Here is a 15403-nt window from a genome sequence, read left to right on the forward strand (position 1 = left end):
AAAGCTTGCTCGAAAAGATTCATTTAATTAACGGAGCTGGGAGGACTTCCTCGGAGGTTTCCCAGCTGGACCCAGCAAGTCTAGGTCAAAAAGTCATACTCTGGTGTGCCGGGTACCAGTCGGCGGCACTTCAGCGGCGAGGCATCCATGCGTGCCAGCAATTCCTCGAGGTCAGAGGCACGACGTAGCTCAATACCGACAAGAGCCGCGCCAGTTTCGCGGTTGTTGCGTTTGAGGTACTCGAACTGCGAGATGTCGTCATCCGGGCCGAGAACATCGCTGAGGAACATGCGGAGCTGGCCGGGCTTCTGCGGGAAGTTGACCAGGAAGTAGTGCTTGAGGCCGCGGTAGACCAGCGAGCGCTCCATGATCTCGGCATAGCGCAGCACGTCGTTATTACCGCCCGAGATGATGCAGACAACAACCTCGTCCGGTTCAAACTGCATCTGCTCCAGAGCTGCCACAGACAGCGCACCGGCCGGCTCAGCGATGATCCCTTCGTTCTGATAGAGATCCAGCTGCGCCTCACAGACCGCGCCCTCCGGCGCAATCATCGGATGAACGCGGTTGCGGTTGGCCTCCAGGATGTGCCATGGCAGGTCACCGAAACGGGCCACCGCGGCGCCATCGACGAACGGATCGGTGTGCCCCAGCGTAATCGGGCCGTTGTTCTCCAGGGCTGCGCGCATGCAGGCCGCACCCGCAGGTTCCACCCCCATGACCTGGGTGTTAGGCGACATATCCGACAGGTAAGAGGTGACACCGCTGAGCAGACCACCGCCACCGACCGGTACGCAGATGGTATCCAAGGTCAACCCCTGACCGGAGAGCTGCGCAATAATTTCAGCTGCGACAGTGCCTTGTCCGACGATGGTGTTGAAGGAGTCGAATGGCTCCACCATGGTGGCACCAGTGCGCTGTGCGTCAGCACGCGCCGCAGCGGCGGCCTCATCGAAGGAGTCCCCGACAACGACAATCTCAACGGCATCGCGGCCGTGGTAAGCGATACGGTCGCGCTTCTGCTTCGGCGTGGCATTGGGCACATAGATGCGCCCCTTAATACCCAGCTGACGACAGGCATATGCCACGCCTTGAGCGTGGTTTCCTGCAGATGCCGCAACGACGCCTGCTGCTCGCTCTTCGTCGGTGACCTGAACCATCGCGTTGTAGGCACCGCGGATTTTGTACGAGCGGACGTCCTGGAGGTCTTCCCGCTTGAGGAACACCTTGGCACCAGTGATTTCGGAAAGACGTGGGCTGAACTGCAGCGGAGTGGCGGCAATGACCGAAGAAATTCGTGCCTGCGCAATCTGAATATCGGCCGCATGGACAAGTCGGCGTTCGGGCTGGGCAGCAGGCACGGAATTCTCACTCATGAGCTAAGACTCTACTCGGTCACACAACCTGTTGCGACAATCAGGGTCGCGATACGCTACCCCAAAATGCTGGCACCGATTGTTGCCTTCAAGTCGCCAATCAAGCTGGCATCTCGGTCGACTCGCAAGTGCTCACCGAGAACCAAAGTGGTGTGGGAATCGCCGTCGACAAGCTTGAGGTAAACGTCGGAGTCGCCTGGGTTGTCCAGCAGTACTGACTTCAGCTTGGCAATCATCTCCGGGGTGCACTGATCAGTGCGCATGGTCAGCCTGAGCGGCGCCGAGGTAGAACCATTGCGGCCGAGATCTGGCAGCTTCAAGTCATCGCAGACCACACTCATGCGGTCATCGCGATACTGAACGCGAGCACGAACAAGCACGATGGCATCTTCGGCGATACTGGTGAAAATCAATGCATACGTTCTCGCGAAAGCCATGACTTCCACGCGCGCACCGTTGTGGTCCTCAATGCCGATAATCGCCCAGGACTGACCGTTCTTATTCACACGACGATCGACACTGGAGACAATGCCGCCGATAGTAATCTCGGTGTTGTTGGCCACTTCCCCACCGACGACCGTGGTCAAAGCGGTATCGGTCTGCGCGGCCAGCGATTCTTCAAATCCGTCGAGTGGATGACCGGAGACGTAGAGACCCAACATTTCTCGTTCCAGGGTCAGCTCGTGCTTGCGATCCCACTTTTCATCGGGCACCCGAATCTCGAAGATACTCTCGGCGTCAGTGTCCTCTTCCCCACCAAAGCCGGCGAAAAGGTCGAACTGCCCCTTATCCGCCGCCTTCTTAGTCGGCAGCACTGAATCGATGGCCTCCTCATGAATGAGAGCAAGCCCCTTTCGCTGGTGCCCGAGCGAGTCAAAAGCACCGGCCTTAATCAGCGATTCGGTGATGCGCTTGTTGCACGGCAGTGTGTCAATCTTGTCCAGGTAATCCGAGAATGAGGTGAACTTGCCCTTTTCCTCACGCGTTTTCACAATCGACGCGACCACATCATGGCCAACGTTGCGGATGGCGCCGAGGCCGAAGCGAATATCCTCACCCACCGGTTCGAAGTTCATACCCGACTCATTGACATCCGGCGGCAGCACCTTGATGCCCAGGTGACGACAGTCCGACAGATAGATGGCCAGCTTGTTCTTGTCATCCGCCACTGAGGTCAACAGCGCAGCCATGTACTCAGCGGTGTAGTTGGCCTTCAAGTACGCGGTCCAGTACGACACCAGACCGTAGCCCGCCGCGTGAGACTTGTTAAACGCGTACGAGGCGAACGGCAGAATAATGTCCCACAGCTTCTGGACGGCATCCTTTGAGAAGCCATTTTCCAGCATGCCGCCCTCGAAGTTCACAAACTCCTTGGCCAGCACCTCTGGCTTCTTCTTACCCATGGCCTTACGGAAACCATCTGCTTGACCCGCGGTGTAGTTGGCCAGCTTCTGCGAGATCTTCATAATCTGCTCCTGGTACACGATCAGGCCGTGTGTTTCTTCCAGGATTTCCTTCAACTGTTCATCCAGCTCCGGGTGGATGGCGTTGTAGGGCTTGCGACCATTCTTAATATCCGCGTAGTCAAAGTGCGCATTCACGCCCATTGGGCCCGGGCGGTACAGCGCCAGCGATGCCACAATGTCATCGAAGCCCGTCGGCTGCATGCGCTTGAGCAGCTCGCGCATGCCGCCACCATCGAGCTGGAACACGCCGAGGGTGTCACCGCGCGACAGCAGCTCATAGACCTTCGGATCATCGGTCTGAAGATCGTCGAGCAGAATCGTTTCGTCTCGGTTGGACTTGATGTGCTCAATACAGTCACCGATAACCGTCAGGTTTCGCAGCCCCAGGAAGTCCATCTTCAACAGGCCGATGGCCTCACATGCCGGGTAGTCCCAGCCGGTGATAATCGCACCGTCCGCCTGTCGCTTCCACATCGGAATGTGGTCCAAGAGTGGCACCGACGCCATCACCACAGCACAGGCGTGCACACCAGTCTGCCTGACGACGCCCTCGAGACCACGAGCCGTCTCGTAAATGCGAGCCACATCGGGGTCGGTTTCAATGAGCTGTCGGACCTCGGCAGCCTCGCCGTAGCGTGGGTGCTCCGGGTCGACGATGCCACTCAATGGAATATCCTTGGCCATAATCGCAGGTGGCAGCGCCTTAGTAATGCGGTCTGCGATCTGGTAACCCGGCTGTCCGAACTGCACACGCGCCGAGTCCTTCAGGGCCTGCTTCGTCTTCACCGTGCCGAAGGTGACCACCTGCGCGACCTTGTCCTCGCCCCAGCGGTCGGCCGCATAGCGAATCATTTCATCGCGACGGCGGTCGTCGAAGTCGATATCGATATCCGGTGCGGACGGACGTTCCGGGTTGAGGAATCGCTCGAAGAGCAGGCCGTGCTCGATTGGGTCAATATTGGTAATCCACGTCGCGTACGCGACCAGGGAACCGGCGGCAGAACCACGGCCCGGGCCGACCTTGATGCCCACTTCACGGGCATGGCGAATCAGCTCCGCCACGATGAGGAAGTACGACGGGTATCCCTTACCGTCAATAACCTCAATCTCATACTCCGCGCGGCGGATGTACTCCTCCGGCACCTCGCGGCCCTCAAAGCGCTTGCGCAGGCCCTCCATCACGTTGTGGTGCAACCACGTCGTCGGGGTCTCACCCTCCGGCACGTCGGCCTTCGGCATTCGGTCGTGCGGGTGCTCCTCCCACAGTTCGTCGTAGTCCTCGACGCGCTCCGCAATCAGCAGCGTATTATCGCAGGCCCCCGGCACCAGATGGTCCCAGGTCGCGCGCATTTCCTCAGCGGACTTAATGAAGTAGCCGTCACCGTCGAACTTGAAACGGTCCGGATCATTGAGGGTCTTACCCGTCTGCACACAGAGCATGGCCTCGTGCGCCTTGGCCTGGTCACGGGTGACATAGTGACAGTCGTTAGTGACCAGCGGCGGCAAGTTCAGCTTCCGCCCAATCTCCAGTAGCTCACTGCGCACACGGGTCTCAATATCCAGCCCGTGATCCATCAGCTCAAGGAAGTAGTTTTCCTTGCCGTAGATGTCCTGCCACATCCCGGCGGCCTGCAGAGCCTCGTCGAACTGCCCCAGTCGCAGACGCGTCTGCACATCACCCGACGGGCAACCAGTGGTCGCGATAATGCCCTCGGCGCGTTCTGCCACCAACTCGGCATCCATACGCGGGTACTTACTAATTTGTCCCTCATACGATGCCATCGACGACAGGTAGAACAGGTTCCGCAGACCCTGCGCATTCGCAGCCAACATGGTCTGGTGCAAGTAGGAACCGCGACCCGAGACGTCGTCTCGACGCTGATGCGGTTCACCCCACTGAATGCGCTTTTTATTAAAACGGCTCTCCGGCGCCATATATGCCTCAATGCCGATGATTGGCTTGATGCCCTTGGACTTCATCTGCCGATAGAACGCATTCGAGCCAAACATATTGCCGTGGTCGGTGACACCGACCGCAGGCATTCCCTGTCGCGCAACCTCGTCGGCGAGCAAATCAATCTTCGCCATACCGTCGAGCATGGAGTACTCGGTGTGATTGTGGAGGTGCACGAAGGAGGAGTTAGCCATGAGTCCAGATTGTAGACAATCCCCCGGACTGAACAAGATTCCTTCGAACACCCAAAATGAAGCAGCCCCTTATGCCTGCACAGTTATAGCTAAAGACGTGTGCAACATCACTCTTACTTTTCCTTTACTTTTCAAAACCAGTTGACAATACTCGACATCACAGTTCGTGAGGAAGTCCTCATATTTCCTCGCGGCCACAAAGAAACGCACCGCCCTCGAGCAAAGAACCAAAGGAGCAATACAGTGTTCGCACCACTTTCCGATGGCCACTTCACCTACTTCCCCAAGCCCGAGCTTGACGAGGTTCTTGCAACCATCGACCGCCGCCCTGTCGCTGCCGGCTACCTCATCGATGGCGATGTCATCACCTCCAACATGGATGCCGCCCGCTACAGCTGGCTGGTCTAAAAGGGCGCAGACCTGGAAAATTCTGACTTTCTTTTCAAAATCAAAGACAGTACAGGTTTTCAATGATTACGTTTTAGGGCATGAAACTTTCTCGAGCTTCTGCCCCGGAGTCCTCGGACACATCCCGCCCGGCTCCGACATCGATGTCTCACCTGCCTGAAGCGCTGCCGCCACAGACGCCCCAGACAGCCCGCCCGCCACTAGCTACCGACACGCTGCTTAACTGCACTTCCCTTCCTGCAGTCGTCGTCGACCTCGCGGCGGTCGAAGCCAATGCCCGCGATATGCTCCGCCGTGCAAACGGGATGCCTATCCGCGTGGCCTCGAAATCGATTCGCATTCCACAGCTTATTTCGCACGTCCTGGCCTTCCCCGGTTTCCAGGGCGTGCTGGCATATTCACTGGCAGAGGCGCTGTACCTATTCCGAGAAGGCATTAGCGACGACATCGTCGTCGCCTACCCAACACTTGACGCCCGCGCTATCTCAGAGCTTGCCGACGATGATGCAGCGCGTGCCGCCATCTGCGTCATGGTTGACCGTCCCGAGCATCTGGAGGCGCTGGCGTCGTCGGCAAGCGAAAATGCGCCAATCCGCGTGTGCATGGACGTCGACGCATCCTTTCGCCCCCTCCCCGGCGTGCATATCGGTACGCTGCGCTCAAGCCTGTTCTCGCCGAAGCAGGCAGCGGCGTTTGCCAAGCAGATCATTGCCCACCCGGAGCTGCAGCTGGCCGGAATCATGATGTATGAGGGACACATTGCCGGAGTGGGCGATGCCGGAAACTCCCTGCGTGCGCGCGCAATTCGAGTGATGCAGGCCGTCTCAAAGAAGGAATTGGCAAAGCGCCGCGCGAAGGTTGTCGCTGCAGTCGAGAAAGTGGCGGGGCCGCTGGAGTTTGTCAACGGTGGTGGCACGGGGTCGCTGGAGTCGACGTGCGCCGAGGCCGCAGTCACCGAGGCAGCGGCGGGGTCGGGGTTCCTGGCACCAACCCTCTTCGATAACTATCGCGCATTCAATCTGCGCCCGGCGTCCTGGTTTGTGTTGCCGGCGACGCGACGCCCTAAGAAGAGCGTGGTCACGGTGTCCGGCGGTGGTCGAATTGCCTCTGGACCGGCGGGAGCTGACCGGCTGCCAACCCCCTGGTACCCCACTGGCCTGCGCTACGCGGCAGAGGAAGGACCAGGTGAGGTGCAGACTCCGCTGCTCGGCAAGACCGCCGACGCAATTTCGCTGGGAGATCCCGTGTGGTTCCGCCACGCCAAGGCCGGCGAAATAGCCGAGCACACACAAGAAGTCATTGCAGTTCGAGATGGCGCCATCATCGCCCACTGGCCCACGTACCGAGGAAAGGGATTGATCTTCACATGAGCAATTCACGCAACAACGCCCGCTTCACAGTCTCTACAGTTGAGTCCCGCGTACCACGCGTACGTCGGCGTGCGCAGGCAAAAGCCGTCGCCAACTCTCATTGGAGCAATTGGGCGCACACGCAATCGTGCACCCCGTCCTACACTCATCAGCCGCACGATGATGAGGGCGTTATCTCGGTAATTAAAGCGGCGAAGACCGAAGGAACTACGGTGCGCCCGCTAGGGGCCGGTCATTCTTTTACTTCCGTGGCCACCACCGATGGGCACCGCATTCAACTCGACCGCTGCTCTGGTCTGGTCGAACTCGACGCCGCCAACCAGACCGCCACGCTGCGTGCCGGCACTCGCCTGCGCGACACTCCAGGTATTCTGCGCCCGCTCGGTTGGGCACTTCCCAACCAGGGCGATGTCGATCCGCAGTCGCTGGCCGGTGCTATCTCTACTGGCACACACGGCACCGGGCTTGGATTCACCGGCTTCGCAGGCACCGTGAAAGGATTCAAGATTGTCACCGCGGATGGCGTCGTCAGGCACTGCCATCCGGACGCTGAGGGAATCGACGGCGAGCTCTACCGCCTCGGACGGCTGGGACTGGGTGTCTTCGGCGTGCTTACGGAGGTCACGATGTCCGTCGTGCCAGCGTTTGATCTGCACGCCGACGAGCACCGCGAAGAGTTTGATTCCCTGCGCAAGAGTTTCGCCGAGCGCTGCAAAGAAGCTGACCACCTGGAGTTTTTCTGGTTCCCGGGACAGCGCGAGACGCTGGTCAAGCACAATACTCGCATTGAACCGCAGCGCCACCGCCGCCCGAGCCGCAATAGCCTGAAGCAGCGCCTGGGCAGCGCGCGTACGTATCTTAACGACGAAGTCGTCAACAACATGGGACTCTTGGCGTGCTGCGAGATTGCTAAGGCCATTCCCGCTACGACCGATACCATCAACCGGATTGCCACCAACACCGTGCCAGAGCGCAGCTACTCCAATGAGGCGCACAAGGTCTTTGTCTCGCCGCGCCGAGTGCGTTTTTCCGAGATGGAGTACTCCGTCCCGCTCGAGGCCGCTTCCGATGTCCTCGGGGAAATCCGCGACGCGATTGCCCGCAAGAGGATGAAAGTCTCCTTCCCCATCGAGGTGCGCTCCGCGAAAGCCGATGATGTGGCCCTATCCACTGCGTACGGTCGCGACAGTGCCTACATCGCCATCCACCGCTACTGGAAGGAAAATTATCGAGAGTACTTCAACCTCATCGAGCCGATTTTCAAGGCCCACGAAGGTCGCCCGCACTGGGGCAAATTGCACACGCTTCGCGCGGAGGATTTCGCGGAACGTTATCCGCTGTTCGGCGAGGTCCAGGCACTACGGGAAAAGGTCGACCCGCAGGGAATCTTCCTCAACGAGCACCTGCGCGAACTTTTCTGCTAATTATCTGCCGGCTTTACGACGTCCCGGGTAACCGCCCCATCCGCCTGGTCAGCGGCATCGTCGGAAACCGCGGCCGGTTCAACACCGGCCTTGCGGAGTTCCCGGCGAACCCGACGCTGCCGGAGCATCTTCAAGATGAGGTCGCAGATGAACAGCGCGACGGCACCCCAGATGATGAAGAACCCGATCCAGCGCTCCGGTTCGAGCTGCTCGCCCAGCACAGTGACTGCCAGGGTGATTTGGAGAACCGGAGTGAGGTACTGCATCAGACCCAAGGTGGCCAGCGGCAGGCGTTTGGCACCTTCGCCGAAGAGCAGCAACGGAATGGCGGTAGCAACACCGGCGCTCATCATGAGCAGCGTGTGGCCTGTTCCTTCGGAGCTAAACGTGCTCTGCCCGTTGTAGGTCAACCAGAGGATGTAGGCCAGAGCAATCGGTGTGATTACGGCGGACTCGGCCGTCAGCGAAGCTGCGGAGGAAAGCGATACCCGCTTCTTCATTAGTCCGTAAAAACCGAAACTGAACGCCAGCGCCAGCGCACCCAACGGCGGATGTCCCACACCAATTGTGAGAACAATGACCGCAATGGTTGCCAGGATGACACTGCCGAGCTGCAACCGCGAGATGCTTTCACGGAAGAAAATCATCGCCAACAAAACGCTGACCAGCGGGTTGATGAAGTAGCCGAGCGCGGCCTCCGCCACCTGCCCATTGTTGACCAGGTAGACGTACACACCCCAGTTGACGGAGATCAACAGTGCGGCAATAAAAATAGTGCCCCAGGTCTTGGCACTCGCGGCCTTCAGCTCTGGCCATGCGCGCATGAAGCTGAGGGCAATGACCATAAAGACAAGGGTCCAGACGAATCGGTGCGCCAAAATCTCTACGGCCCCTGCTGGTTCCAGCAAGGGGAAATAGAGCGGAAACAGCGCCCACAAAAGGTACGCACCGAATGCCTGAATCACTGTTGACTGACTCCTTTTCGTTCTTGTTGAAACTGACTGCGTACTGGCGGCAGAGTTCTAGCCGCTTCATCCTAGTCGTTTGGATTTAGGACACTTAGTTCTGGTTTCTATTAGTTCTGGCCGCTTAGTTCTGGCTCAGCCCTGGCGCAAAGAGCGGATCTTTATCCGTGAAGCCGGAACTCAGCACCGGGCGAATACCAAAACGGCCACGCGCCGCATCTGACGGCAGCGCCTCGACAGCTTTCACATCGGGCATTTTCTTGACATCCATCAACGATTCAGCGTCACCATAGACCAGTAAACCGTTGAAGCCGAGCCGTTCGTCGTCAATCGCGACGTCTGCGTAAGCAGCCGCTAACTCCAGCTGATCTTGCAGCAGCTTTTCTTCGCTAGCTGTTTTACTCGGCTGCGGCAAATACCGGGTGCTCACACCGCCGATGATTGCAGTCGATACTCGCAGAGAGGGCTCTTTTTCATAGACCTGTGCCGCTTCTTGCGCATCGAGCAGCCGGTCAAAAGTCACCATCGCCCAGAACTTCGGGTCCTCCACGACTGGCTGGCCGGTCTTTAGCCGGTAGTCCTCTTTCTTCATATTCGCGAGGGACTCGTCGGCACGCTCTACGTACTGCTCGGTTGCTTCCCACGGGTCCGGGCCGAGCGCATCGCCGTTGAGATTTTGCGGCTTGCTTACCCGATCGGAGGTCGAAGCGACTGCTAAAACAATCACCAATACGACAACACAGAAACCAGAAATCAGTGCCATCACTGGCGAAATACTGCCGTCACCAGTGCTTTTCGCACGAGTTTCACGGCGTGGTGGGTTCTTGGATCCCGATGGGGTCTGCGTCATGCGCTCTGCCTCAAAACTTCCAATGCGTGGTTCAAATCATCTGGGTATGGACATTCGATTTCCATCCAGCGCCCATCTGCCGGATGGTGGAAACCAAGCGAGACCGCGTGAAGCCACTGGCGGTTGAGCCCCAGGCGCTTGGCCAATGCCGGATCGGAACCGTACATGGGATCGCCGCAGCATGGGTGATTCAGCGCAGAGAAGTGCACGCGAATCTGGTGCGTGCGCCCAGTCTCTAGATTCACCTTCAGCAGCGTTGCTGGGGCGAAGGCCTCAAGCGTTTCGTAGTGCGTCACAGCATGCTTGCCATCCTGGCGGACGGCAAAGCGCCAACCCGCCGAAGGATGACGGCCAATCGGCGCATCAATTGTCCCCGACAGCGGATCCGGATGCCCCTGAACCAGAGCGTGATAGGTCTTGGACACCTCACGGTTTTTGAACGCCCGCTTGAGCACGGAGTAGCCCCGTTCGGAGCAGGCGACAACCATCACGCCAGAGGTGCCAACATCGAGGCGATGCACGATGCCTTTTCGCTCGGGCGGACCGGAGGTAGAAATGCGGAAACCAGCAGCCGCCAGTCCGCCGATAACCGTTGGGCCTTCCCAACCGACTGACGGATGTGCGGCCACACCGACAGGCTTGTGAACAGCCACCAAATCGGAGTCGTGGTAGAGCACGTCCATGCCCTCGACGAGTTCCTCTTTGGGAACCAATGGCTTTTCCACCGGCGGCAACAACACAGAGAGGAAAGCGTTTTCTTCCAATCGGTCGGACTTACCAACGCTCACGCCATCGACCGTGATGTCCCCGGCCGCTGCCAAATCAGCCACCGCTGTGCGCGAGAGCCCCAGCAACTTAGCCACACCGGCGTCTACCCGCATACCGGCCAAGCCCGGTGGAACGGGCATCTGCCGGGTTTCTCGGTCGGGCTGGTGCGCTCCCCCGAGTGCTGCACCGGTATTTACTGCATTGTCGTTCACTGCTGTCCTCCCTCCGCCGACTGCTTCTGATCCGTCTGGGAAGATTTCTTCTCCGCTGCAATCTGATCAGCGAAGAGATCCGGCTCCTTGGAAAAAACCATCCAGATAACGAGGATAATAACGCCCACTGTAATCGCGGAGTCCGCGATATTAAATACGGCAAAACCCTTAACCGACAGGAAATCGACGACGTGGCCGACGTAGAAACCGGGTTCCCGAAACAGCCTATCGATGAGGTTGCCCAGCGCACCACCAGCAATAAGCCCCGCTGCAGTCGCCGATATAGGACTGCGCAGCCAATGGGAAAAGCACATCACAGCCAGGATGTAAACCAGCTGCAACGTGGTAAAAACCCAGGTGGCGTTCGTGCCAAAGGAAAAGGCCGCACCAGGGTTAAAAACGAGCCGCAACTCGAAGAGATTGCCGATCACCTGCACCGCAGGACGGCCATCGAGAGTCTTCAAAGCGATAATCTTGGTCAGCTGATCAATGATCGCAACTGACACAATAACCACAGCGAGAATCCCCCGCCGCGGGAAATATGTCCTCGTTTCCTTCTTAGTCACTGTCCCATAATGGCCTAACAAACCCATATTCAGCCAACTGACACCGCCCGGGTGGTTCCTATCCACCGCGAAACCGGTACGCTAACCGGTGTGACTCGACGTTTCCAATCTCAGTTTGTTCCGGCCTCCTCTGCTTTACGACGTGCAGGAGAATCCACCTCCTCGTGGTTCCGTCGACCTAGCCGCAGCGACCAACCTGGTCACACCAAGCGTGGCTTGCTGGCGAGGGTCGGCACCGCTGTTGTTGCCGCTACCACTGTGGTGTCACTGGCCGCGTGCTCGTCGGAAAGCTCGGTGAAAACACAACCCGTGGACGTTGCACAACCCAAGGTCGAATTGACCAGTGCTGGTAGCGGTGAGCTGGCGAGCGTGCGCTGGAAGGACGACGGTGCAGAGCAGGAGTCGACCGTGGCGGTGACGCAGGGCTTCGCGCAGCGTGGCGGAAACGCCAATAGCGACCAGACGTTCCCGGACACCCGCCTGGAAATCCCCCTGACCAGCACTGTTACCAGCGATAACGATACTCGTGTGGTGACGTCAGAGGTGGGTAAGCCACACGGCTCCAACGATGAGCTGAATGAGGATATCGCGACCGCGCAGGGCTTTATCTCTGATTGGTCAACAACGGCCACTGGTGAGGTCAAGGAACTCAAACTGGGAGCGCCGGAGAAGGCGACCGACACCGCTCGCGCTGGTGTGGAGATGGCGCTGCAACAGCTGCATTCCGTACCTATCGTCTTCCCCTCCGAGGACATCGGAAAGGATGCAACCTGGACGGTCGAAAGCGAGGTCGAAGGCCAGACCGCGATGACGCAGAAGGTGACCTATACCCTGCTCAGCCGTGCGGGCGACATTGTTAATTTGAAGGTCGATGTCAAGCAGGTGCCGACCGTCACGGAGTTGGACACTGGCGGCGAGGGTGCACTGAAGGTTGTCGAGGCCACGACTGACATGCTTGCCGACCGCGTCACCATCGACCTGACTAAGCCGCTTCCGATGAAGGGCAACATCGACTTTGTGACCTCCGTGACCTACGGCGACGGCAACTCCGATGTGCGCATCACTCAGCAGACGCACCGCGGGCTGGAGTTTAAGGACGGCAGCGGGTCGAAGAAGTAGCCCAGAAGAAATAGCTCTGGCCAGCGCAAGGTTAGAAGACGAGAAAGTGTCTAGGTTTATGTCACTTTTCTTCCCAAAAAATGGGCGGAACTGTCATAAACCTAGACACTTTCTTTTGTCTGCCCAGTGCACCCGACCGGACTAGGCTGTGATGCCTGGGCCAACGGCACCTAAGCCGGTGGAGGTGGAGGAGGCGCGTCCTCCGCCGGAGCCGGAGCTGGCGGTGGCGGGACCTCCTCAGCCGGCGGTTCAGGCGCGGGTGGCGGAACTTCCTCAGCGGGTGGTTCGGGCGCCGGAGCCGGGGCTGGCTCCTCGACCGGTGCTGGGGCCTCCTCAACCGGAGCCTCTTCAACTGGGGCTTCTTCCTCCGGCTCAGGCGGCGGCGGAGGGGTTTCGCCCGGCGCGAGACAGAACCCCGGCTTGTGCTCCGGATCAAGCGTCGACGCCAGGTTGCAGGCCCATTCCTTGCTCAGCATCCAACGGCCATCCCTGTAAATGAAGTCCACCTGATCCACGAGCATCGGATCTTCCTCCGGGCGGAGGATATTGACACCGGCTACGGCCTGCTTCGTCGTGAAGCCGGGCGTGATCGGATCAATGACATCAAAGCTGATTTCCTGCTCATTGGCACTATTGGTGACAATGTCGAAGAAATCGCCGGCAGTATCGCCGTCCTCAATGGTCAGCGCCTTTTCCTCGATAGGTAAATCGGGGTTGATAAGGCGTGCGAGGACGTCGTTAAGCTCTGCGCGCGTCGGCAGCATGATGACGGGTTCCGCCGAGCTGGATGTCTTCGATTCAGTCGTCGGCGCTGCAGTATTGCCACCACCGCAGGCAGCTAGCCCAAGTGCGCTGACCGAGACCATCGCCGCTACTGTCACACCACGCGCTGTGCGCCAACGCATTCCGCTAACGCGCTGGTTGCAGGGGACTTTCATATGTGCACTACTCCAATAAAATCTGCATGAAGATTCGCTGGCTTCACGCCTTCCATAATCCTACACAAGGCCAAAACATCGCCTAGGTAAGATGGTGGACATGTCGACTCAGGATCATTCCCCGGCTAGCTCGGCCTCGTCTAGCACGGCCTCCCCTCGCCGAATCGTTGTCATCACCACCGGCGGCACCATCGCCTGCACCACGGATCGCAGCGGTGCGCTAACCCCGACCATCTCGGGCACGGAGCTTGTCGCAGCGGTCGCGCAGCGTTATCCAGAGGGCATGTTAGAGCTGGAGGTTCGTGAGCTCGGGATGCTGGACTCGTCGAATCTCGCGTTCACCGACGTTGACCGTATTCTCGCCACTATTCACGAAGTGCTTGACGACGACTCCGTGGACGGTGTCGTCGTAACTCATGGCACGGACACGATGGAGGAAACGGCCATGGCTGCCGATATTTTCCATGCTGACTCGCGTCCGGTTGTCTTTACTGGTGCACAACTTCCCTATGATCATCCGGAAACCGACGGACCGGGGAACCTCTTTGAGGCCGTGACCATTGCTTCCGATGCCTCTGCGCAGGGAATTGGCGTTCTTATTGTCTTTGGCCACGCAGTCTTGCCGGTACGAGGTGCGACGAAGTGGCACACAACCGATCCTTTGGCTTTTGCCACTAATGCACCGGAGGAGCCGGTTCGTCCAGATCCGCTGCCTCTGGCGGCTTTGGCGGGCTCGAAGGTAGAGATTATCCCCGCCTACTTGGGTGCAGATGGATCACTGCTGGATTCGGCAGTCGCCGCCGGTGCACGCGGCATTGTCGTAGAGGGCCTGGGGTCGGGCAATGTCTCCGATGAGTTTGCCGCTGCCATTGACCGGGCCATTGCGGCTGATGTGACCGTCGTGATGGCAACGCGCGTTCCGCGCGGTGATGTCCACGCCGCCTACGGCGGTGCCGGTGGCGGTGCGACGCTGGCTCGGCACGGTGTGATTAGCGCTGGTTGCGTGCATGCACCGCAGGCGCGCATCATTCTCGCCGCCGCGCTGGCTGCGAATGTGCATCCGCAGACGCTGTTCTAATTCACGCCTCGATGATGCGGATGATTTTCGCCGGGTTTCCAGCCACAACTACGCCCGCGGGAACGTCCTTAGTCACCACGGCACCCGCGGCGACCACAGAATTGTCGCCGACGTGAACACCGCCCAGGATGATGGCTCCGCCACCGATCCAGGCATTGCGTCCGATGATGATTTCATCTCCAGACTCTAGATAAGCGGCGCGGGCCTCAGCTCCCAGTGGGTGTACTGGTGGAAGCAGCTGTACGTTGGGCCCGAGCTGCGCATAGTCGCAGATTGTCACCTTCACCACGTCAAGTGCGGTGAGCCCAAAGTTGATGAAAACGTTGTCGCCGATGTGGATGTTATCGCCGTAGTCCAGGTAGATCGGCGGGCGAACGGTGCTGCTCTCTCCGAAAGACCCCAGTGCCGGTGCTAGCACTTGCTGTGCTGCCTGCTGGTCTTCGCGGAATGCGACCTCAAATTCAGCGGCCACCTGGCCAATTCGCACGTTCAGAGCCTGTGATTCCGGATGATCGGCGATATACCACTGACCGTTCAGCATGCGCTGGCGGTTATCCAGACCGTCGTCGGGAAGTGTGGTCGACGGATTCGGATCTCGATCGGTGTTGCGCAACGAGGCGCGGCGAGCTGCCTCGAGCTCTGCAATGCGGGATGCGGTAGTCATAGTGCCCCAGTTTACGGACAGCGCATAAACAGAGAGCCGCGAACGGCACTG

Annotated in this window: 13 protein-coding genes; 5 read left to right on the plus strand and 8 right to left on the minus strand. The window is 59.0% G+C overall.

Annotated features, from left to right (window positions below):
* Positions 1-80: 80 nt before the first annotated feature.
* Entirely contained in the window at positions 81-1376 is a 1296-nt protein-coding gene (ilvA, locus tag HMPREF3053_RS03365; RefSeq protein WP_070767273.1) for a threonine ammonia-lyase IlvA, read from the minus strand.
* Positions 1377-1432: 56 nt separating this feature from the next.
* Positions 1433-4990 carry a DNA polymerase III subunit alpha gene (dnaE, locus tag HMPREF3053_RS03370; protein WP_070767274.1) on the minus strand — a complete coding sequence of 1186 codons (3558 nt, stop codon included), beginning with the start codon at positions 4988-4990 and terminating at the stop codon, positions 1433-1435.
* Positions 4991-5233: 243 nt separating this feature from the next.
* Between dnaE and HMPREF3053_RS11065 the strand changes: the two genes are divergently transcribed.
* From HMPREF3053_RS11065 to HMPREF3053_RS03380, 3 genes are all read left to right on the plus strand, one after another.
* Positions 5234-5398 (plus strand): hypothetical protein, encoded by a 165-nt coding sequence (locus HMPREF3053_RS11065; RefSeq protein ID WP_016422979.1) that lies wholly within the window; start codon positions 5234-5236, stop codon positions 5396-5398.
* A gap of 80 nt (positions 5399-5478) precedes the next feature.
* Complete coding sequence (locus HMPREF3053_RS03375) at positions 5479-6768, plus strand: alanine racemase (RefSeq protein ID WP_070706161.1); 1290 nt, start codon at positions 5479-5481, stop codon at positions 6766-6768.
* Entirely contained in the window at positions 6765-8192 is a 1428-nt protein-coding gene (locus HMPREF3053_RS03380) for a D-arabinono-1,4-lactone oxidase (protein WP_048734784.1), read from the plus strand. Before HMPREF3053_RS03375 ends, HMPREF3053_RS03380 begins: the two co-directional genes overlap by 4 nt.
* On the opposite strand, the gene rarD is transcribed toward HMPREF3053_RS03380, so the two are convergent.
* The 4 genes from rarD to lspA all read right to left on the minus strand — a co-directional run bounded on the left by rarD (position 8189) and on the right by lspA (position 11553).
* Entirely contained in the window at positions 8189-9157 is a 969-nt protein-coding gene (rarD, locus tag HMPREF3053_RS03385) for an EamA family transporter RarD (RefSeq protein ID WP_049193996.1), read from the minus strand. The genes HMPREF3053_RS03380 and rarD overlap by 4 nt on opposite strands.
* Before the next feature lie 124 nt (positions 9158-9281).
* Positions 9282-10007: a hypothetical protein gene (locus tag HMPREF3053_RS03390; RefSeq protein ID WP_049170281.1), complete on the minus strand. Its 726-nt coding sequence runs from the start codon at positions 10005-10007 to the stop codon at positions 9282-9284.
* Positions 10004-10915 carry an RluA family pseudouridine synthase gene (locus HMPREF3053_RS03395; protein ID WP_042389388.1) on the minus strand — a complete coding sequence of 304 codons (912 nt, stop codon included), beginning with the start codon at positions 10913-10915 and terminating at the stop codon, positions 10004-10006. The genes HMPREF3053_RS03390 and HMPREF3053_RS03395 overlap by 4 nt, the downstream gene beginning before the upstream one ends.
* 68 nt (positions 10916-10983) lie before the next feature.
* Positions 10984-11553, minus strand: a complete 570-nt coding sequence (lspA, locus tag HMPREF3053_RS03400) for a signal peptidase II (RefSeq protein ID WP_070429556.1) — start codon at positions 11551-11553, stop codon at positions 10984-10986.
* A gap of 90 nt (positions 11554-11643) precedes the next feature.
* On the opposite strand from lspA, the gene HMPREF3053_RS03405 reads away from it, so the two are divergent.
* Positions 11644-12672 (plus strand): hypothetical protein, encoded by a 1029-nt coding sequence (locus HMPREF3053_RS03405; RefSeq protein ID WP_246819365.1) that lies wholly within the window; start codon positions 11644-11646, stop codon positions 12670-12672.
* Positions 12673-12842: 170 nt separating this feature from the next.
* On the opposite strand, the gene HMPREF3053_RS03410 is transcribed toward HMPREF3053_RS03405, so the two are convergent.
* Positions 12843-13610: a WKL family lipoprotein gene (locus HMPREF3053_RS03410; RefSeq protein WP_049190453.1), complete on the minus strand. Its 768-nt coding sequence runs from the start codon at positions 13608-13610 to the stop codon at positions 12843-12845.
* A 100-nt stretch (positions 13611-13710) separates the two neighbouring features.
* On the opposite strand from HMPREF3053_RS03410, the gene HMPREF3053_RS03415 reads away from it, so the two are divergent.
* A complete protein-coding gene (locus tag HMPREF3053_RS03415; RefSeq protein WP_048734821.1) occupies positions 13711-14688 on the plus strand; it encodes an asparaginase in 978 nt (325 codons plus the stop codon).
* 1 nt (position 14689) lies between these two features.
* Here HMPREF3053_RS03415 and HMPREF3053_RS03420 read toward each other — a convergent pair whose 3' ends face one another.
* Positions 14690-15352, minus strand: coding sequence for a sugar O-acetyltransferase (locus HMPREF3053_RS03420; RefSeq protein WP_016422989.1), 663 nt, complete (start codon positions 15350-15352; stop codon positions 14690-14692).
* Positions 15353-15403: the final 51 nt, after the last annotated feature.

The sequence above is a fragment of the Corynebacterium sp. HMSC064E07 genome (assembly GCF_001815745.1).
GTDB lineage: Bacteria > Actinomycetota > Actinomycetes > Mycobacteriales > Mycobacteriaceae > Corynebacterium > Corynebacterium jeikeium_D.